Here is a 21558-nt window from a genome sequence, read left to right as displayed (position 1 = left end):
GCTTATGACTTTTAGATTCCTCAAAAGTACATTTTTATTCCTACTTATTTTGGCTGCCGCCTGCGGAAACATTTCCTCACAGAAAAACGGAACTGCTACTAAAAAAACTTCGGAAGAGAAGTACACCCAAAATCTAAGTTTAGGCGCCGAAAGGACTGAAGCCTACCTGCCATTATTAAAAGGTAAAAAAGTGGGTGTTGTGGGCAATCAAACCAGCATTATTACTACCGAAAAAAGCCCGGTCCATCTGGTGGATTCCCTACTGAAATTGGGTGTGGATATAAGAAAAGTTTTTGCTCCCGAACACGGATTCCGTGGAACTGCCGATGCGGGGGAAGTGGTGAAGGACGGAAAAGACGCTAAAACAGGATTGCCCATCATCTCACTTTACGGAGACAACAAAAAACCAACTCCCGAGCAACTAAAGGATCTCGATATTCTCATTTTTGACATTCAGGATGTGGGAGCCCGTTTCTACACCTATATCTCCACACTGCACTACCTGATGGAAGCAGCAGCTGAAAACAATATTCCGGTAATTGTATTCGATCGACCCAATCCCAACGGACATTATATTGACGGCCCCATTTTGGAACCCGAACACCAGAGCTTTGTGGGAATGCACCAGGTGCCGGTGGTTCATGGAATGACCATTGGCGAATATGCTAGAATGATCAATGGCCAAAAATGGTTGAAAAATGGTTTGAAGGCTGACCTGCAGGTCATAGAAATGGAGAACTACAATCATGATCTTAAGTATGAACTTCCTGTAAATCCATCACCTAATTTGCCGAATGCGACGGCCATCAACCTCTACCCCAGCCTTTGTTTCTTTGAAGGAAGCAATGTAAACGCCGGCCGTGGAACTGATAAACAATTCCAGATCTTTGGTTCTCCCTTCCTTCCCAAGGAAAAATATGATTACAGCTATGTACCTGAGCCTAATGAAGGAGCAAAGTATCCGAAACATCAGGGAAAAACCTGTTACGGAAAAGACCTTTCAAAAAGTCCATTTTTGAGTAGTATTAATTTAAAGTGGCTTATAGATGCCTACCACAATACTTCTCAAAAAGAGGAATTTTTCAATTCTTTCTTCACCAAACTTGCCGGAACCACAAAACTTCAGGAGCAGATAGAAAGCGGCATGACAGCAGAAGAGATTCGCATGACCTGGAAATCAGGACTGGAAGAATTTGCAAAGGTTAGGGAGAAGTATTTGTTCTACGAGTAAAAGTTTAAAGTTCCACGTTGCACGTTCCATCTTGCAGGCGCCCTTTTTCTGGTTAAGTCTTCCAATTATTCTCGACATATTTGATGAAGTTGTAAATCTTCGCACTAAGATTACTGAATTCTTCTTTTAGATATAGATGATCTTTAACCAGTTCCGGATAGAGGACTGTTAACTTTTTGAAATGATTTTTTGTCTCATCACAACTGGAGTGGGCATAGACTAGAAATTTAATAAAATCTGCTTTGTATCTTTTTCTACCGTAACCTTCCACGATGTTAGAATTGATTCCGTCACAAGATCTTCTTATTTGGCTGCCAAGCTCATAAAGCTCATGTTTTGGTAAGGTATGGCTAAGGCGATGGGTGGTATAAAAAAGATCCATTGATTTTTGAAAGATCTCAAGTTGATTGTAAGAATCGGCCATAGCTTTAAAGATTAGTAACTCAATTTACTTTTTCCACTTCTTTAATGCAATTCTTTTATTAAGCAACTTGAAACGTGCAACATGCAACGTGCAACCGTCAGCTGGCAACTTGCAACAAAGCGACTACTGAGGTAGCCGCTTCTTCATCTCCTCCACAATCTTAAACGCCGCCGGACAGATCGCCACGTTCTTCATGGTAAGATTCGAGATCTTGTGAAAATCTTTCCGGTTAGTGTGTGGGAATTCGCTGCAGGCCTTTGGTCGTACGTCGTAGATTATACAGTAATTAGCGGCGTCAAGAAATGTGCAGGGCACTTGTTGCAGCACATAATCATTATCTTCATCGATCCTGAGGTATTGATCAATGAACTGCTGCGGTTTTAACCGCAAGTGTTTTGAGATGCGCTCAATGTCTTTATTCGTAAAAAGCGGACCTGTAGTTTTACAGCAATTGGCACATTTGAGGCAATCGGTTCTTTCAAATTCCTCGTCATGCAGCTGCTGCATTTCGCGATCCAAATTTTTTGGCGGCTTCTTTTTAAGTTTTTGGAAAAACTTCTTGTTCTCCTTATGCTTATCTTTGGCCCTTTGCGGGAGCCCATCAATCTCTTCCTGCATTCGGCAAAGATATAAAGAACAACCGCGTGAACAACGAAAAAAACAATCCCGATATCTTCGGAAAAGCCATTAAAGCATATTATGAATCTCATGATTCTGAAGAAATTGTAGTGCATTCTCCCGACTTTGATGATGATGTAATTCCGGTAGAATATCTCTTCCGAAGCTATCAAGAAATGCCTCCGATCGAGAAAAAAGCTTTACAACTTTGCCGCGGAAGGGTGTTAGACGTTGGTTGTGGTGCGGGTAGTCATGCACTATACCTTCAGAATGAGAAAGGATTGGAGGTATTGGCTATTGATACTTCAGAAGGAGCCATAGAAGTCTGCAAAAAGCGTGGTGTAAAGGATGCCAAAAATATCTCTTTTGAAGATCTTTCCGAAGAAAAATTCGATACGATCCTGTTGCTCATGAACGGAACAGGCATCGTGGGAAAAATGCGGAAACTGGATAGTTTTTTCACAAAACTGAAGAAATTACTGAATGCTGGTGGCCAGGTTTTGATAGATTCTTCAGATCTTATTTACCTTTTTGAAGCTGATGAAGATGGTGGGATTTGGGTAGATGCAGCTGCAGGATATTACGGCGAACTCAGCTACAGCCTGAGTTACAAGGGAGAGACTTCAGAAGTTTTTGATTGGTTGTATCTTGATTTTGATTCATTATCTTTAGCTGCATCAAAGAATAATTTTGTTTGCGAACGCGTTAAAAAAGGAGAACATTACGATTATCTTGCAAAGTTGAGCCTCAAATAACTGTGAAACCTATGTCTAACCTGCTAAGGAAATTTCCTGTAGTTTTTGTTGTCCTGTTCATCCTCGCGGGTTGTGCTAAGGATGAGATCCCCCCGAACGAGAAACCTTTAGGAACCTCCTCGCAGGATTTCCTCACAGATGATCGCTACACTTCCATGACTTTGGAGATCGTCTATGTGGAAGGTTTTGCACCTACGGCAGCTGCGCTCACCGAACTTGAAAATTTCTTGAACACTTACCTGTACAAACCTGACGGAATAAGGATCGTGACCAATTCCATTCCCTCACCAGGGGTAGGCGATTACAGCCTGCAGGAGGTCAAGCAGGTAGAAAGCACGTACCGGTCTGTTTTTTCTTCCGGAACAAATCTCGGAGTCTTTATCTTTTTCGCCGATAATTATTCTGCCAATGACGCGGCTTCTGCCGGAAATGGCGGAATTGATAAAAGAAGCCTCGGAACTGCCTATCGAAACACTTCTATTGTTATCTACGAAAGATCTGTCCTGGAAACAGGCGGCAATCGCAGTACGATCGAACATACCACCCTGCGGCATGAATTCGGACATTTGTTCGGTCTTGTAAACAATGGAACACCGGCACAATCGGCTCATGAGTATAAGGATCCAAATAATTCTTCAGAAAAGGGGCACTGTAATGTGTCCGGGTGTTTAATGTCCCCCACTCTGGACTTCAGCAAAGGAACTATGCAACTGGGTTCAAAATGTCATGAAGACCTCATCGCCAACGGCGGAAAATAAAAAGCCTGCTCCAAAGAACAGGCTCAAAAATGTCATTTTTGAAGCTTCTCTAGTAGACTTTCTTTCCACCCAAATAAGTAGCTTCCACTTTCGTCTTCGGAATCTCATTTTCCGGAACCTCCATAATATTTCTGTCTAAAATGACAAAATCGGCAAACTTTCCTGGTTCAATACTTCCTTTTTCATCTTCTTCAAAGTTGCTGAACGCTGCCCAAATCGTCATTCCCTTTAAGGTGTTCTCCCTGGAAAGCGCCTGCTCGATCATGTAACCGCCTTCGGGGTAATCATCCAGATCTTTACGGGTCACCGCCGCGTAAAAAGTAAGGAACGGACTCACCTTCTCTACCGGAAAATCAGTTCCCAAAGCAATAATTCCGGCCTGGTCCAACAGTTGATGATACGCGTAGGCTCCTTTTTCCCTTTCTTCACCCAGGCGGTCTTTTGCCCAATACATGTCACTGGTAGCATGCGTAGGCTGCACCGACGGAATGATATTCTTACTGAAATAATGAAAATCCTCCGGATCGATCACCTGAGAATGCTCCACTTTCCAGCGTCTGTCTTCAGAATCTCCAAGTAAAGAATCATAGGTCTTCAAAACAATATAATTTGCTGAATCTCCAATGGCATGGGTGTTCATCTGGTATTCACTGGCCGCAATACGGGCAGCAATCTTTTTGAAATCTTCTACTGATGACAACAAGGCCCCGTAGTGATCGTGCTTATCAGAATATGGCTGCTTTAACGCTGCTCCGCGGGAACCCAGTGCGCCGTCAGCATAAAATTTGACTGACCGCACATTCAGCTTATGAGTTTTAATGAACTTCCGGCCCAAATAGTAATCAAGATTTGCCGGAGTATTGCTTATCATTGCGTAGATGCGGATGTCCAACGCTCCGGATTGCTGCAGACTATCGATCAACTCAATAGTTTTGCGATCAAGCCCCGCATCGTTCACTGTGGTGAGTCCGTAGCTAAAGGCTTCTTTTTGTGCATCTAAAAGCGCCCTTATCTCAGCTTCTTTGGAAGCTGAAGGAATAGCATTTTCCACAAGTGCCATAGGATTATCAACCAGGATCCCTGTAAGTTTCCCATCTTTCACTTCTATCTCTCCCCCTTCCGCAGGAGTTTCTGTTGTAATTCCTGCCGCATCCAGGGCCGCCTGATTGGCAAGAAGAGCGTGGCCATCTATACGGGTTATGGCGACAGGCGTATCAGGGAAAAGCAGGTCAAGTGTATCTTTCACCGGAAATTCCTTTACATCCCAATCGTTTTGATCCCATCCACGGCCTACAATAAAATCGGTGTTCTTTTCCTTTTGAAACTCGGTGATCTTTTGTACCACTTCGGAAAAACTCTTAGTACCGGTAAGATCCACTCTTTGCATTTGCATTCCCAATCCGTAGAAATGGGCATGGGCATCAATAAGGCCCGGAACAATGGCTTTGCCTTCGGCATCAATAGTTTCCTTTGAGCGGTATTTCTTCTGAAGTTCTTCGCCAGTTCCTACCTCTAAAATTTTTCCATCGCGCACTGCGAAAGCTTCGGCTGTAGAAAAATCTTCATCTACTGTATAGACCTTGCCGTTCAATACCAGGAGATCTACCTCTTCCTGTTCCTGGCAGGAAACGATCAGTAGACCAAAAAAGATAAGCAGAATTGTTTTTTGCATGTTTTGAAAGATTAAAAGGTAAAAATAAAAAAAGCGCCCATGGTTTGAGCGCTTTTTCATTTTATATTAATTCAGCTTTACTACCAGGTAGTAAGAGCGTCAATAATAGCATTTCTAATATCCGGATTCGCTCCGGCAGCAAGTGCGATAGAAACAAATAAACCTATCATTGCAGCAGAGAAATCCCTGAAGATCATCTTACCAGCTTTCTTGCGGTGCTTACGTCCTTTCTTAGTTCGTGCCAAACTAATGGCAATCTCTCTACCTCCAATTACCCCAAGGAATACCCAGGTGGTACTCATAGGTACTGTACTGATAAATAACTTATAAATTAGCAGGATCACATAGGTAGTATCTACTAATGTTGCCGCTCTAACATCAGAGATCCTCGCTTTTTCACTTACCACCTCCTGGATCTTATCACCACGCAAATAGAACAACAATCCAAGACCTGCAAAAATAGTAACGGCAAAAATCCCAAATTGTACTGCGTCCAGTTGACGAGGCAGGAATACCGCAATGTTAGCACCATCTTGCATCACCCAAACACCCCAGAGGGTTCCACTCACGATCCATTGGATAACATTCCAGCTATTATTGAATTTCCTGCTTTTAAAATACTTCTTGATCATATTATAGGAGAAGTACCAAACAAGGAAGGAAAGTACAAATGCCATAATGTATCCTGTCCAACTCTTCCACACCACCGATGTAATACCGGAAGTATCTGCACTAAACACACTTAAAATAAGGAAGGTAGTAGATACCGGCATCTTCATCCTGGTAAGGATCAGCAATACCAGCGGCGCTATGATCTGAAAGAAACTGAAAGTTTCCGGGTGCGGGTATTTCGTGGTTCCATCAGGTTTTAACAATCGCTGATAGGTCACATCCCCATCAAAATAAAACCAGCTGAAGGCAACTGTAATTAGAAAGATACCTCCTATGAACAGCCACAATTTCCACCAACTTCGAGATTTGTTACTTTCAATAAAGGTTCCCAACGACTGAATACTATCATTGGCTACTGTAGCATACGCAGCAAAGAAAAATCCAAGCCACATTCCCGCCTGCCCCTGGCCAGCCAGCATCCCTGCTAAAGCAAGACCTATTATAACGATGGCCAGGAAAGTTTTTTCCTTGACCATGAAATCAAGCACGTTCAAATAAGGCCTATTCCTTTTAGTACGGGTAAATTTTGTTTTTGCCATTTAACTCAAAAGATTCTGATCTCTCCTTAGGAAAAGATCGTTTTACAGGATTTATATTTCAGGATGCAATAATAGCTTCTTCTATTCAAAACTAATTCGAATCCAATGTTATCTAATTGTTAAGAATGTTTTAACATTTCTGCTGCAGCTGTAAAATTCTAAAATACAATATTTTAAATCAAAAAATAAGGCCGGTCAAATGACCGGCCTTTTTAATATTTATACACCATTGGGTTACCTACCCCAATCAAATTTATAAGTAGCTCCGGCCATCAGCTGAAGGCCCAAAACAGGATAATCTTTCCATTTTTCATAGTTTTCCCCCAGCAGGTTATTCCCTTTAGCAAAAATTGAGAGGCGATCATTAAAGCGGTATCCCAAATTGGCATTCATGTCGAAGTAACCGTCAAGAGTAACAGGTTCAAAGTCGATCGGAGTTCCGTTTTGACCATACTCAAGATCCTTTCGCTCTCCCACCAAAAAGAAATTAGCTCCTGCAAACCAGTTTTTGGTTATTTGATAATCTGCCAGAAGATTGGCTTTAAAGTCCGGAAGGTTCCAAGCCTCCTGCTGCTGATCTGTATCGTAAATAAAATATTCACCGTTTACACGCAGGTTAAAATTGCTACTCACATCAAAATTCAACTCCCCGAAAGCCGAAATTGTTTTCACCTGGTCGTACACCACCGAAAATGAATTCCCATAGGTGTAAGGCTGGTTATTCGCATCAAGTATAGGGTGATTGGAAAGGAACAATGGTTTTACATCTTCTGCCATATAACCTCCGCGGATGTTGTATCCTACACTGTTAGAAAGTTTCCCCTTTGCTCCCACATAGGCGTTGTATTGCTGATCTGTAGGCCTGATGGTTAAGGTTGGCGAAAGGAATGGATTTTCCGATGCAAAATTATAGTAGGTGTTCTGCTTTAAATCTCCTTCCAAACCTGCATAGGCGATGAAATATTCGCCGGCCATACGGTAACTTGCGGTAACCTGCGGATAAACATAGATCCCACCATCACTCGCTTCGGTATCCAGACTATAATAAACGGCGGCTCCCAGGTTCAGGGTGAGATCATCGCGTAAGATCACCAGACCTGATTGCAGTCCCACATTTAAGAAACTGTAGTTGATCCCTTCATCAAAAAGGTATTCCCTGTCAAAAGAACCATTCACAAAATCCAGAACTAAATTGGTATTGAATATTTCTCCTCCTATTGGCAACTCAAGAGTCGGTTTAAAAGTGAAATGATGTTCTGCGGATTCGAAATCGTCCCTAAAATAGCGATATCTCGCCTTGGCCCGGTTGAAAAAAGAGTCATCCAGGTTTACTTCCCCGCCAATATAGGCACTCAGATAATTATGCTGAGGATCAAATTCCGGCCAGGTATCACCGTCCGCAGGTGTTGGCACACCGTACCAGTTGTACAATTGGTGTTCGGCTCCAAAATCCATATTCCAGATAAGATCACGACCCCGGGAAGAGTAATTCAGATTGAGTTCTGTGTCGTAATAGTTATCATCCAGAACAACATTTTCTATACCTCCCTGTGCCGAGTTATGAGTTAGAAATATTCCGAAGTTATCTGTACGGTTTATCTCCAGATTACTATAGAATTCGGCGAGCACACTTTTATAGCTTCCAAAGCCAAGAGTTATATAATTGTCGTATAATTTTGGCGGCCGCTCTCGCTCCACAGTGGTCGCGCGCCCTTTTGCCGGAGTAAAGGTCGAAGCTACGGGTACTGAAAAAATGGAATATTGGACCGTCTTTTTCTCCAGGTTCACCGAATCTGTGATCGAAGGTTTCTCTTTGATCTTAAAGGCATCATGCACGCTGGGGGTATATGAACTAACCACCACTATAGAATCACTTTTGATCTCCTGAGAATACAGGAAACCGGTGGCTAAGAAAAATATAATAAAGACACTGTTCCTTAATGAGTTGATTTTCATGGGAAGGCTTGGTTTTTTTTATGAAAATTAATTGTTGGTTTCTACAGAAGCGTTGGTCTTGGCTTCTTCTGCCTTGATACGGGCCAGTTCCTTTTTGGCTTCCTGCACCACATCCGGGTACTGCGTGAAATTCTTTATCACGTTGTCCAGAATATAAGTGGCCTGGTAGGCATCGTTCAGCTTATAGAAGTTTTTACCCATCAGTAAAAGTCCTTTGGCGCCATATAATTTATAGCCTGAATATTCCTTCGCCAGCTTTTGCACCGCATCATTCGAAGCCTGGTAGTTTCCAGCCTTGTGTTTGAAATAGGCATCATAGTATAAAGCCTCTGCCGCAAGCTCACCGGTTGCCGATTTCTGAACTTCAGCATAGGCTCTCTGCGCTTTTGCCTCATTTCCTGTCTTCATAGCAGAACGGGCTATGATCACCTGCGCATCATTTCTGGCCGACTTCTCCGCTTCCGGGTTAGCCAGTACTTTTTCAGCATAACTCACCGCCAGGTCGTAATTCCCGGCTTCCAGGTATGATTTCATCAAGTTAGACTGGGCAAAAATGACATTTTGGGAATAGGTTGCTTCCTGCTCAAGTCGCTTGAGTACCGGAATAGCTTCGGAATAATTTCTGTTCTCAAGGAAGATCTCCGATAATCTCACCAGCGCCTGCTCTGTATATTCATTGCTGGTGGTCTTGCTGATCACATATTTGTAATTAGGGATACTCTTTTGTTTATTCCCTTCTCTGTAATACAATTGCGCGAGGTAGAAATTTGCCTGTAGGTCATGAAGCCCGTTCGGGAATTTGTTCAGGTAATTCTCGAGGGAAGTAATGGCTTTTTGGGTATTGTTCTCTCTGTATTGCTTTTCTGCAGACTCAAAAGTGGTATTATCAAGGTCGGCATCGGTAACTTCCACAAAATCGAGATCTTTCACCCAATTTGCGTATTCATCGGTACGACCAAGATCGATGTACACCAGCCTGGCTGTTTTCACCGCCTGCACTGCTTCGGGAGAATCAGGATGATCGGTTACCACTTTCCGAAGTTTCTCCAGCGCCTGACTTCCCTGATCATTGTTGTAAAAGATCAAACCTTGCTTCAGAAGCGCCTTCGGAACTAATGAACTTCCCGGAACTTCACGGATCAGCCTGTTATAGGCTTCCATTCCTTCGGAAGTTCGGTTCATGGCAATAAGAGTATTACCCAGCTCATAAGCCGCATCATCCCTGTACGAGGACCGTGGATATTGGTTTTGGAAACTTCTTAACTCGTCAACTTTAGTTTGATTTCTTCCAACGAAACCATAACTGATCGCTTTTTGAAAGGAAGCATAATCATTTTCTGAACCTCTCAATGCGATAGCCGAATTGTAAGCTTCCATAGCCGGCCAGTAACTGCTGTTCACAAAATAACTGTCTCCCAATCTCACATAAGCGTCATTGCGACGGGAATTATCATGATCTGCATTGGCAGCATATTTCTTAAAATAATCTATGGCGCGGCCATATTCGCGCTGCTTAAAATAAGCATAGCCAATATTATAATCCAGGTTTTCTCTTTCGGAAGCATCTTTTGCACCGCTCATACCTGCAAATTCTCTGTACCCGACAAGAGCCTCACGGAACCTGTTGAGATTGAAATCACTTTCAGCTTTCCAGAAAGTCGCTAAAGCAGTAAATCTTGGATCCCTGCGCTCGCTAAGAGATTTGTCAAAATATTCAATGGCTTCCCTGTAATTTCCTTCGTTGTACAGTTCAAGTCCGCGGTAGAAAGCCACCTGTTGGTACACCACGTTGTTCTGGAAATTTCGGTTACCCTGTAATAGGCGCATTGCCTCCTCATAATTTCTGGAGGTGATCAATGAGTTGATAAGCAGTTCATTGATCTCCTCTTTTGCAGCAGAATTTGGGTATTTCTCAAGATAATTGATCAACACCTGCGGCACACTGGCGTAGTTGTTTCCAATCTCGTAACTCAGCTTTGCATAATTAAGTGCAGCATCGGCCTGAATTTCTTTATTGAACTCCATCTCGCTCGCATTTTTGAAGGCGTTAAGTGCCTGCTGCTTTTTGTCGGTCTTTAGGTAAGACTGGGCAAGGTGGTAATAGGCATTCTGTGCCACGGCGTTACTGCCGTCGATGATCTTATTGAACTCAGAAATGGCTTTTTCGAAATCTCCTTGCTGAAAGTAAGCGTAGCCTAACTGGTAATAATCGGTGTTATTCCATTTTCCGCGTTGTCCTTTATATTCGGTCAGATAAGGAATTGCTTTTTCATATTCCCCAAGATTGAAATAACTCTCTCCAATAATCTTATTCAATTCTGAACGGTCTTTGCGATCTGCTCGTGGCAGTTGCTGCAAAGCAAGTTCAATTGCCTTCTGAAAATTCCCCTGCTTGAAGTTCATATCAGCCTGGAAATAGGAAAGATCTTCACTGTAACGCTCCTCTCCCCTAACTTCCTCAAAAAGCTCGTTCGCCTGTTGGTAATCATCACCTTCGTAGGCCATGAAACCCAGGTAGTATTTCGCCTGACTTCCATATTTCTTAGAGTCCTTTACCTTGTTCAGGTAATTTTTGGCCTCCTCAAATTGATTGGCTTTGAAATAGGCATAGCCATTATTGAAATAAAAACGCTCTTTCTCAGACCGGGTAAGGTTTCCCTGGTCTACGGTATCATACCACTTTCTCGCCAGCGAATATTTCCCCGTGTTGAAGTAATAATCAGCCACATCCAAAAAAGCGGCGTTGGTCTTTGTACTGGTAGGATATCGTTGTACAAAATCTTCCATCAATTCATCGGCGCCCGGCTGATTCAGCCGTATAGCCGCATTAGCGATATAATAAGCGCAGTTTGCCTTGATCCTTTCATCGGTCACTTCATCCTGTACTTCATCAAACAGGGTTTGAGCAGCCAGGTACTGTTGATTGTTATAAAGTTCAAGCGCCCGGTTGTAGTCGGCCAGTTCATTCGATTGAATGGCAGTTTGTTGGGCAAAAAGTGGAAAAGAAAGGTAAATGAAGGCAACAAAAAGATAGGTTTTGATATGGTTCATTCGAGGGTTTGGTTTTGTTGATGACTCAAAGATATAAGAAACTCTTTGCTTATAACGCCCATCCCGGCAGATAAATTATATGCTTCAGCAAAATGAAATGAACAATTCTTTGCTGAAAAATAGAATTAAGAAATACAACACTTCCCTTCTTTTTTGCGTTCTCTTTCTTACTTTTACCTCACAAAAAGCAAGTTTTCATGGCAAACACGGTGTTGTACCTCAAAGACGCCTCAATCTATCAGCGCGAGACTCTCATTCTTTCTGAAGTCAATATAGAAATACAAGAAGGTGAATTCGTATACCTGATTGGAAAAACGGGTACCGGAAAAAGTAGTTTTATGAAAACTCTTTACGGAGACCTGCCGCTTACCGAAGGGGAAGGACAAATTGTAGATTACGACCTGCGCACCTTAAAGGAAAAAGACATTCCATTTTTGCGCCGCAAGCTCGGAGTGGTTTTCCAGGATTTTAAACTGCTGAACGATCGCAATGTAAATGAGAACCTGTTGTTCGTATTGAAAGCTACGGGCTGGAAAGATCGGGCAGCCATGGATTCCAAGATCCAGGAAGTTCTTAAAAAAGTAGGAATGGAGACTAAAGGTTTTAAAAATCCATTCCAGCTTTCGGGAGGAGAGCAACAGCGTATCGCTATTGCGCGCGCGCTGCTGAATGACCCCGAACTGATCCTTGCCGATGAGCCTACGGGGAACCTGGATCCACAGACTTCTGTGGAGATCATGGAAGTGCTGCAACAGATCAGTAAGAACGGAAAGACCATTTTAATGGCCACTCACGATTACGCTTTACTGCTGAAATACCCTTCTAAAACCCTTAAGTGCGACGGACAAAAAGTATTTGAGGTGGTTCAGAAAACAGTTTAATAGATTCAGAATTTAAAATTCAAAAAGATTCCTCTCCCGAAGTCTCGGGATCGGAATGACAATAGAACCACTTGTCATTCTGAACGAAGCTCAGCGAAGTGAAGAATCTCTCGTTATGAGATTCCTCCCCCGAAGTCTCTGGATCGGAATGACAAAAAAATAAACCCTCCAAAAATGGCATTTTTGGAGGGTTTATTTTTTTACTTCAACCTTCTTACTTCTAACCTCTAACTTCAATCATGGTTTTACATCATCAGCGGGAACGTGTTCCTTTTTATTGATGAAAAGGTAGTACACGTTCACCATTACAATAGCCACGTTGGTGATGATCACCGGCCATGAGTCCAGAAGAATTCCGTAGGCGACAAAGAAAAGACAGCCAACAGAGTTTACATATCTCAGGGTAATGATATTTCGCATTAAAAATGAAAGCAGGACAAAGAAAGAGGCCAGGTAGCCAATCCATTCTGTAAGTGATATTCCTAAAAATTCCATATCGTATCTCGTATAAATTAAAAAGCTGTCAAAGGTAAGACTTTGACAGCTTTTAGAGATCAGGATCTAATATTAGATCGTTTTATTTCTTTTACGCTCATTCTCGGTAAGATAGATCTTCCGAAGGCGTAAAAAGTGCGGAGTCACCTCCACATATTCATCTTTCTGTATGTATTCCAAAGCTTCTTCTAAAGAGAATTTGATCGCAGGAACGATCTTGGCCTTGTCATCAGCTCCCGAAGAACGCACGTTAGAAAGTTTTTTGGTCTTGGTAATGTTCACCACCATATCATCCTGGCGGGAGTTCTCACCAATCACCTGCCCTTCGTAAATATCCTCTCCCGGATCAACAAAGAACTTACCTCTATCCTGAAGTTTGTCGATAGAATAAGGAATAGCTTTTCCTTTTTCCATAGAAACCAAAGAACCGTTTTGACGCTCCGGAATTCCACCTTTCAACGGCTGATACTCTTTATAACGGTGAGCCATGATAGCTTCTCCGGCAGTTGCAGTCAACAACTGGTTACGAAGACCAATAATTCCGCGGGAAGGGATCTGGAACTGGATGGTCATCCTTTCTCCTTTTCCTTCCATGCTCAGCATTTCACCTTTACGCATGGTCACCATTTCAACGGCTTTTCCTGAAACATCTTCCGGAAGGTCAATAGTAAGCTCTTCAATAGGCTCACATTTCACTCCGTCAATTTCCTTTATAATTACCTGTGGCTGTCCAATCTGTAGCTCGTAGCCTTCACGACGCATGGTTTCAATAAGAACAGATAAGTGAAGTACCCCACGCCCGTAGACCATGAATTTATCGGCACTATCAGTTTCTTCAACTCTTAGAGCAAGGTTCTTCTCAAGCTCTTTCATCAGGCGTTCCTTGATGTGTCTTGAGGTCACGAACTTTCCATCTTTTCCGAAGAAAGGAGAATCGTTGATCGTGAACAACATGCTCATGGTTGGCTCATCAATTGCGATGGTCTTCAACCCTTCAGGATTTTCGATATCGGCAACAGTATCACCAATTTCAAATCCTTCAAGTCCAACAATAGCACAAATATCACCTGCCTGTACCTCATCAATTTTTCTACGGCCTAAACCTTCAAAAGTGTGAAGTTCTTTGATCTTTGTTTTTTTAATGGTTCCGTCACGTTTTACAAGAGAAACCTGCATTCCTTCTTTTAAAGTCCCACGTTGAAGACGCCCGATGGCGATTCGCCCGGTAAAGGAAGAAAAGTCAAGGGAAGTGATCAACATTTGAGAAGTTCCCTCTTCAATCTTAGGAGAAGGGATATGTTCGATAACCATATCCAGCAAAGGCTCGATATTTTCGGTTTGATTTCTCCAGTCGTCACTCATCCAGTTATTCTTGGCTGAACCATACACGGTTGGGAAATCTAACTGCCACTCTTCAGCTCCCAGTTCAAACATCAGGTCGAATACCTTTTCATGAACTTCCTCGGGAGTACAGTTTTCCTTATCAACTTTGTTAACCACCACACAAGGCTTCAATCCAAGATCGATAGCTTTTTGCAATACAAAACGTGTCTGCGGCATGGGTCCTTCAAAGGCATCAACCAGAAGTAATACTCCGTCGGCCATGTTTAGCACCCTTTCTACTTCTCCTCCAAAGTCGGCGTGACCAGGAGTATCAATAATATTAATTTTAGTGTCCTTATATACTACGGAAACGTTCTTGGAAGTGATGGTAATTCCTCTTTCACGCTCCAGATCGTTGTTGTCCAGAATAAGATCTCCGGTATTTTCGTTTTCCCTGAAAAGTTGACAATGGTACATGATTTTATCTACCAATGTGGTCTTTCCGTGGTCAACGTGTGCGATGATCGCAATGTTTTTAATAGCTGTCATATAAACGCCTGATTTTTAAGGCTGCAAAGGTACGTTTATTTTTTCCGAAAAAAACAGCTCCCACAGCAATTCTTTCTAAAATTGATGAGCAGCTAATCGATTGATAATTATGTAATTACATATCTATAAAAAGGGAAATTTTTCATTATTCATTTTAAAAGAGTTAAATCACTAACATAAAAGGCATGAAAAGCTGATTTTCCTCATATTTTATGATTTTGAAATTCCTATTATCACCTAATATCCTTATCTTTAAGTCATTATAATCGCGATTAACACCTCCCCAGTAAAAACAGAAAGCTTATGAAAAAGAAGGACAAAATAGGACTTAAGGTGCGAATGATATTTTTAATGGGATTGTTTTTTCTCAGTTTTGGAAGTATCACAACAGCACAGATTGATGGGAAAGTGACACTTGATTTTCCAGGATACGACCAGGATCTTGAAACTGCTAAAGCTACTGTAAAAGCTTATGAAACCGGAAATTGGGAGATGCTTAAGAAGAATGTTACCGCAGATGCCCGGTTCTACAATCTGGGCAGTTATGACAGCCTGAATGTTGAGCAAACCATAAATTACTGGAAAAAAGGCCGTGAAACTGCCATTCCCGTTCTCAACGAAGACGGTGTTTGGTTGGGCGTGCAGGTACCTGAAGGACCCAGAGAAGGTGAATGGATCCTGCATTGGGGCCGTAACACCCTTCACTATCCTAACGGGGATACAATTAGTTTTCCTTATCACGTAGCCATGCACTTTAGACAGGATAAGGTGTCACAGGTATTTTTTTATTATGACAATCACCTCATAATTAGAGCACTTGGATATGACATTCAACCTCCTTTAAAAGAAGAGGAAGAAGGTGGTATGGAGTATCTAATAGATCAATAAGCGCATAGACTAAAAATTTGAGTGAGATTTCTTTAATCAACTAAAAAGGTATCTTTGTACTCAAATTTTTTTAATTTATGAAACTGAACAAAATTCCACAGTTACAGCACACTGATTCAGATAATTTCTTCCTGCTCGCTGGTCCCTGCGCCATTGAAGGTGAAGACATGGCCCTGCGAATAGCTGAAACTATAGTTGGTATTACCGATAAGTTACAGATCCCCTACATATTCAAAGGTTCCTTCAAGAAAGCGAACCGTAGTCGTATAGATAGTTTTACAGGTATTGGAGACGAAAAGGCCTTGAAGATCCTTCGGAAGGTTTCTGAAACTTTTAAGATACCTACGGTGACTGACATTCATGAAGTGAGTGACGCTGCCATGGCTGCAGAATATGTGGACGTTCTTCAGATACCTGCATTCCTGGTTAGGCAGACAGACCTGGTGGTAGCTGCCGCCGAAACCGGAAAAGTGGTTAACCTGAAAAAAGGGCAATTTATGAGCCCTGAAAGTATGAAACACGCAGTCACAAAAGTAACCGACTGTAATAATGAACAGGTGATGGTCACAGACCGCGGTACCATGTTCGGGTATCAGGATATGATAGTAGATTTTCGAGGTATTCCTACCATGCGTCAATTTGCGCCAACAGTGCTTGATGTGACACATTCCCTTCAGCAGCCAAATCAGAGCAGCGGAGTGACGGGAGGAAGACCGGATATGATCGAAACAATTGCACGCGCCGGTATCGCTACAGGTGCAGACGGGATCTTCATTGAAACTCATTTTGATCCTGCAAACGCAAAAAGTGACGGAGCCAACATGCTGGATATTCAATATCTTGAGCTACTGCTCTCGAACTTAACAACAATCAGGAAGACGATCAATTCTTTCTAACTGTTCGATCTAATTTCTTACAGGCCTCACATGTTTCTAAATCTTGTGAGGCTTTTTAGGTTATTCTCGGCGCTTGGCAGTAATTCTTTAGTCGAGCGCTAATTCCTACAATTGTTAAAAAATTCCTATTTTAACGGCTCAACTAAAATAACCTATCTCAAATATGAAAAAACCAACAACTTTTCTACTTTCCCTTTTTTCTCTGACTCTTCTGGTCGCTTGCCAGGAAGATAAAGAGGGAGATGCAGGTTTGCAGATGAACCGCTTGCACCTCTCAGCCACAAAGCCTCAACCGGGACAGGAACTCCGGCTTAGATATGAAAAACCAGGAGAAGCTGCTGAAATGCCCGAAGCTACTGTAGACTATTTAGTAAACAAATCATTTTACCCTGAAGATATAGAGCTCAAAGATTCTGCTGACTATTGGGTAGGCCGTATCCAAATTCCGGATTCAGCAATGGCCATGGCATTTAATTTCATGGTGGATCTTAAATATGAGAATAACAACAAAAAGGGTTACGTGGTACCTCTCTTTTCAAAAGATGGCGAGAAGTTGGCCGGTAGTGAAGCGGCAACAGGAGCCTACCATATTATGAACGGGATGAGATATGACCTGGAAGTAGAACGAGACTCAGCAGTGGCAAGGATAGGTCGTGATCTGGAGGCATATCCTGATCTTAAAGAGGAGTATGATGATTTTTATCCCAGTATGATGAGGAGGATCGATGAAGAGGCCGCGACTGCTTATATTGACCAAAGATTGGCTGTTTATAAAAGCAAGGAGTCCCTTACCGATAAAGAATACACCAAGCTTTCTATGCTCTACACCTTTAAGAAAGATCAGGCCAAAGCTGATTCCATTCTGGCCGTCGCTTCGGAAAAATATCCTGAAGGAGAACTGGCAGAAAGAACTTTCTATTTCAAATTGCGCGGAGCTAAGAACCCTGAAGAAAAACAGCAGCTATTTGATGAATACTCCGAGAAATTCGGAAAAGATGGCCGCTTCTACAGTACCTTCGCCAAAATTGTGGCTGCAGATCTTGCAAAAAAAGATGAGTATGATAAGATCATGGAACTTACAGAAACCATGGATAAAAAGGAAGCTGCAAGCTACTTAAATTCGGTAGCCTGGGGATTAGCTGAAAAAGGTGAAAATCTTGAAAAAGCGGAAGAGCTCTCAGCAAGATCACTAAAAATTCTTCAGCAACTTGATAAAACCGATAAGCCTGATTACCTCTCAAAAAAGCAATTTGAGAGAAGTATTTCCTCTAATCTTGAATCCTATTATGATACCTACGGGTTGATCCACTACAAAATGGGCAACCTTGAAAAAGCGGTGGAAGCACAGGAAAAAGCAGTTAGCCAACACAGCAGTGCAGAAGTGAACACCCGCTATGTTCAGTTTCTCACTGAAGCAGAAAAGTTTGAAACAGCCCGCGAAAAGGCAGAAGGCTTCATTAGAAATAATCGTGGAACTGCGGAAATCAAAGACTATCTAAAAAAGGCATTTTCAGCAACCAATAATTCTGACCTTTCTTTTGAAGATCACCTGTCCTCACTTGAATCGCAAGCCGATGAGCAACTGAAACAGGACCTACAGGAGGAAATGATAAATGAGCCTGCACCTGCCTTTACTATGAAAGATCTTGACGGCAAGGAAGTCTCTCTGGCTTCTTTAAAAGGACAAACAGTCATCCTGGATTTCTGGGCCACCTGGTGCGGACCCTGTAAAATGTCATTTCCGGGTATGAAGATCGCGGTAGAAAAGTATAGCAGTAATCCTAATGTACAGTTTTACTTTGTAGACACCTTTGAGAACGGCCCTAACCGCGAAAAAGATGTGGCTGACTTCATTCAAAAAAATAATTATCCTTTTGAGGTTCTAATAGATCCGGTTAAAGAAGGCAACGGCTATGAAACCGCCGATGCATACGGAATCCAGGGAATTCCGAACAAAGTGATCATAGGTCCGGAAGGCAACATCAGGTTCAAAATGATGGGCTATGATGGCAACAATGAGAAAATGGTCAAAGAGCTGGGCATGATCATAGATATGCTTGCTGAAGAAAATAATTCTGTTGCAGCAGCAGAATAATAGTAAACCTCACAGGTTTTAAAAACCTGTGAGGTTTGTTCAAACAAAAAACCCACTGTCTTTCAACAGTGGGTTTTTTAATATAAGAGAGTAAAAAATTATCCGCATTTTGAATAGCCACAACTCTTACACACAAGACATCCTTCAGAGAAAATGATCCCTTCTGGATCGCCACATTCGCCACATTCTTTGTCGGCAGCAGGGGTACCGTCAGCAACAAACTGTTTAAGAGCTCTAACAACCCCGGCTTTCCAGGTGTTGATGTTCTCATCCATTAGGTTCAGGTTGTTGATAAGGTCAACTACATATGGAATAGGCATTCCGTGACGAAGAACTCCGGAAATTAATTTCGCGTAGTTCCAGTATTCCTCGTTAAAGGATCTTGAAAGTCCTTCAATAGTCACTTTGTACCCATGTTTATCACAGAACTGGAAATCATAACGTGATTTACCGTCTTCATCCCGATTCTTTATCACATAGCCTTTCTCAACCCAGCTTGGCAGGTTAAATACATCTTCCATTTTTCCGGTAAAGATCTCGTATGGACGATCATGTAAGAGACCTACAACCGCAAGCCATTTTTCATTGTCGTTGTTGAAACGAACGATCTTCGCTCCGAGTTTTTTAGGACGCTTAGGGGCAAAAGTTTCAGCAAAAACAGAATCGTTGTCCTTCTTATCTTTTTTATCATCTGAAGAAACAAGGATACCGCTGCGCGAACCGTCGCGATAAACGGTGATTCCCTTTAATCCCTTTTTCCACGAATCCACATAGATATCACTAACTTTCTCGAGGCTTACGTCGGTCGCAAGGTTAATTGTGGAACTGATGGAATGTGTAGTATATTTTTGTACCAGGGCCTGCATTTCAACCCTTTTTTGCCAGTCAATTTCTGAAGCAGTCGCACCAGCATAAGCACTTTCATTAATATCTTCTTTTCCAGTAGCATTCATCCACGTCTTTACCTTCGGATGGTACACAGTAAATTCTTCGAAAGCATCTCCCGTATCATCCACAAATGCCACTTTTGCATTCTTTTCTGATGGATTTACTTTTCTTCTTCTCTTATAAGACAGCATGAAAACAGGCTCAATTCCGGAGGAGGTTTGTGCCAGCATACTTAAAGTTCCTGTTGGAGCTACGGTACTGATAGAAATATTTCTACGGCCAAACTTCATCATTCTGTTGTAGATCTCAGGAAACTCCCTTTTCATCATCTGCACAAAATCGGACTTTTCTTCGATAGCAGGATCAAAGACCTTGAATGGTTCTCTGGTGATCGCCATATCAATACTACTGTCAAATTCACCTTTGAATTTGGTTTGCATGATCTGGTCAACCACTTCAAGTGCTTCATCAGTGTCAAATTTTACACCAAGGGCAGCCACAGCATCAGCAAGAGCTGTAAACCCAAGACCTGTTCTTCTTCCGTTCTTTCCGTTCTCGGCTAGAAGTTTCCAGGTGTCGATCTCATTCTTTTTGATGAAATCTGGCTCCTCGTCATTTTCGATCTTGGCCAGAATACGCTCTACCGCTTCCAGTTCAAGGTCAACCAGGTCATCCATCAACCTTTGAGTCTCATAAATAACCTTATAGAACTTCTCATGATTGAAAGAAGCATTTTCAGTAAATGGATCATCCACAAAACTGTAAAGATTCACTGCGATCAAACGACAGGAATCCCCTCCCTGCATCGCGATCTCTGAACATGGGTTCGTGGAGCTGTTCTTGAAACCGGGGTAGAAAGAAGAAGTGGAATAGGTATGTTGTTTATCCCAGAAAATAAGTCCGGGTTCAGCAGTATTATGAGCACACTTGATAATAGTATCCCACAACTTTTTAGCGCTTACTTTTCTGGTATATTTTGGATTGGGACTGTCAATAGGCCAACGCAGCGTAAAATCTGTATCCTCGGTCACCGCCTTCATGAACTCGTCAGAAAGTCGCAGGGAAATATTGGCACCTGTTACCTTTTTGAGGTCCTGTTTAATAGTTATGAAATCTTCCACGTCTGGGTGGGCAACATCAATGGTCAACATTAAAGCACCTCTACGGCCGTTTTGAGCTACTTCACGTGTGGTATTAGAGAAACGTTCCATAAAAGAAACTGCTCCGGTAGTTGTACCCGCAGCATTGGAAACCATTGCATTCTTAGGTCGCAGTCCGGAAAGGTCTACTCCTACCCCGCAACGTCTTTTGAACAACTGCACCAGTTGTTGATCAGTGTAAAGAATTCCGCCATAAGAATCATACACCGGTGGCACCACTACACAATTGGAAAGAGAGGCGATCATTTGGTCATTACCCAATGCCGCCATTACACTTCCTTGCGGGATGCTGTATTTAAAATCTTTAAAAAGTTGAAAAATTCGCTCTTCTGTGAGCGCCTCCCTTTTCTTACCGTATTCAGAAAGATTTTCACTGCCCGCGGCCCTGTCAGCATACTTGGCCTCCATTCTGGCAAACTGCTTTGCCATTCTGCGGTGCATATCATCTGGGGTTTGTTCTAAAAAGTTGCCGTCTTTGTCTTTTACAGCATATTTATTGATCCACGTAGTGGCAGCAAGCTCGTCATTTTTAAAATATTTCAACGAGGCTTTTAGTACTTCATCGTACGTATAAGTCTGGGTGCTAAATAATTCTTCAACCATGGCCGTTTGTTTTTGTTTATTCACGAAAGAGAAGTAAAGTTATTTTAAAAATCGACTTTTCATATGGACACATATGGTTTCTTATTAACCATTCTCTGTTGAAA

Annotated in this window: 17 protein-coding genes; 7 read left to right on the top strand and 10 right to left on the bottom strand. The window is 42.2% G+C overall.

The annotated features are described in order from the left end of the window. Positions 1-4 precede the first annotated feature (4 nt). A complete protein-coding gene (locus ACNORC_RS06490) occupies positions 5-1231 on the top strand; it encodes an exo-beta-N-acetylmuramidase NamZ family protein (protein WP_418334817.1) in 1227 nt (408 codons plus the stop codon). A 52-nt stretch (positions 1232-1283) separates the two neighbouring features. Here ACNORC_RS06490 and ACNORC_RS06485 read toward each other — a convergent pair whose 3' ends face one another. Further along, on the bottom strand, positions 1284-1655 hold the full coding sequence (locus ACNORC_RS06485) for a four helix bundle protein (RefSeq protein WP_418334816.1): 372 nt from the start codon (positions 1653-1655) through the stop codon (positions 1284-1286). 123 nt (positions 1656-1778) lie between these two features. Continuing rightward, positions 1779-2273, bottom strand: coding sequence for a YkgJ family cysteine cluster protein (locus ACNORC_RS06480; protein ID WP_418334814.1), 495 nt, complete (start codon positions 2271-2273; stop codon positions 1779-1781). Positions 2274-2299: 26 nt separating this feature from the next. On the opposite strand from ACNORC_RS06480, the gene ACNORC_RS06475 reads away from it, so the two are divergent. Next, positions 2300-3028: a class I SAM-dependent methyltransferase gene (locus ACNORC_RS06475; RefSeq protein WP_418334813.1), complete on the top strand. Its 729-nt coding sequence runs from the start codon at positions 2300-2302 to the stop codon at positions 3026-3028. Between the two features lie 11 nt (positions 3029-3039). Beyond that, positions 3040-3786: a hypothetical protein gene (locus ACNORC_RS06470; RefSeq protein WP_418334812.1), complete on the top strand. Its 747-nt coding sequence runs from the start codon at positions 3040-3042 to the stop codon at positions 3784-3786. A 49-nt stretch (positions 3787-3835) separates the two neighbouring features. On the opposite strand, the gene ACNORC_RS06465 is transcribed toward ACNORC_RS06470, so the two are convergent. From ACNORC_RS06465 to ACNORC_RS06450, 4 genes are all read right to left on the bottom strand, one after another. Beyond that, positions 3836-5458, bottom strand: a complete 1623-nt coding sequence (locus ACNORC_RS06465) for an amidohydrolase (RefSeq protein ID WP_418334811.1) — start codon at positions 5456-5458, stop codon at positions 3836-3838. Between the two features lie 80 nt (positions 5459-5538). After that, on the bottom strand, positions 5539-6669 hold the full coding sequence (locus ACNORC_RS06460; protein ID WP_418334810.1) for a hypothetical protein: 1131 nt from the start codon (positions 6667-6669) through the stop codon (positions 5539-5541). 234 nt (positions 6670-6903) lie between these two features. Next, positions 6904-8625, bottom strand: coding sequence for a TonB-dependent receptor domain-containing protein (locus ACNORC_RS06455; protein WP_418334809.1), 1722 nt, complete (start codon positions 8623-8625; stop codon positions 6904-6906). 27 nt (positions 8626-8652) lie between these two features. Further along, complete coding sequence (locus tag ACNORC_RS06450; protein WP_418334808.1) at positions 8653-11676, bottom strand: tetratricopeptide repeat protein; 3024 nt, start codon at positions 11674-11676, stop codon at positions 8653-8655. 197 nt (positions 11677-11873) lie between these two features. Here ACNORC_RS06450 and ACNORC_RS06445 point away from each other — a divergent pair, with 197 nt between their 5' ends. Then, positions 11874-12557: a cell division ATP-binding protein FtsE gene (locus ACNORC_RS06445; RefSeq protein ID WP_418334807.1), complete on the top strand. Its 684-nt coding sequence runs from the start codon at positions 11874-11876 to the stop codon at positions 12555-12557. A 19-nt stretch (positions 12558-12576) separates the two neighbouring features. On the opposite strand, the gene ACNORC_RS06440 is transcribed toward ACNORC_RS06445, so the two are convergent. From ACNORC_RS06440 to typA, 3 genes are all read right to left on the bottom strand, one after another. Then, positions 12577-12738, bottom strand: coding sequence for a hypothetical protein (locus ACNORC_RS06440; RefSeq protein WP_418334806.1), 162 nt, complete (start codon positions 12736-12738; stop codon positions 12577-12579). A gap of 56 nt (positions 12739-12794) precedes the next feature. Then, positions 12795-13052 (bottom strand): uroporphyrinogen decarboxylase, encoded by a 258-nt coding sequence (locus ACNORC_RS06435; RefSeq protein WP_418334805.1) that lies wholly within the window; start codon positions 13050-13052, stop codon positions 12795-12797. Positions 13053-13124: 72 nt separating this feature from the next. Beyond that, positions 13125-14924 (bottom strand): translational GTPase TypA, encoded by a 1800-nt coding sequence (gene typA, locus ACNORC_RS06430; protein ID WP_418334804.1) that lies wholly within the window; start codon positions 14922-14924, stop codon positions 13125-13127. A gap of 303 nt (positions 14925-15227) precedes the next feature. Here typA and ACNORC_RS06425 point away from each other — a divergent pair, with 303 nt between their 5' ends. The 3 genes from ACNORC_RS06425 (at position 15228) to ACNORC_RS06415 (ending at position 18803) form a co-directional block, all read left to right on the top strand. Next, positions 15228-15812 carry a nuclear transport factor 2-like protein gene (locus ACNORC_RS06425; RefSeq protein WP_418334803.1) on the top strand — a complete coding sequence of 195 codons (585 nt, stop codon included), beginning with the start codon at positions 15228-15230 and terminating at the stop codon, positions 15810-15812. 77 nt (positions 15813-15889) lie between these two features. Further along, entirely contained in the window at positions 15890-16708 is an 819-nt protein-coding gene (gene kdsA / locus ACNORC_RS06420) for a 3-deoxy-8-phosphooctulonate synthase (RefSeq protein ID WP_418334802.1), read from the top strand. A gap of 163 nt (positions 16709-16871) precedes the next feature. Next, a complete protein-coding gene (locus ACNORC_RS06415) occupies positions 16872-18803 on the top strand; it encodes a TlpA family protein disulfide reductase (RefSeq protein ID WP_418334801.1) in 1932 nt (643 codons plus the stop codon). A 98-nt stretch (positions 18804-18901) separates the two neighbouring features. On the opposite strand, the gene ACNORC_RS06410 is transcribed toward ACNORC_RS06415, so the two are convergent. After that, entirely contained in the window at positions 18902-21454 is a 2553-nt protein-coding gene (locus tag ACNORC_RS06410; RefSeq protein WP_418334800.1) for an adenosylcobalamin-dependent ribonucleoside-diphosphate reductase, read from the bottom strand. Positions 21455-21558: the final 104 nt, after the last annotated feature.

The organism is Salinimicrobium soli (assembly GCF_048323655.1).
GTDB classification, from domain to species: domain Bacteria; phylum Bacteroidota; class Bacteroidia; order Flavobacteriales; family Flavobacteriaceae; genus Salinimicrobium; species Salinimicrobium soli.
This window is presented reverse-complemented; position numbering and strand designations above follow the sequence as displayed.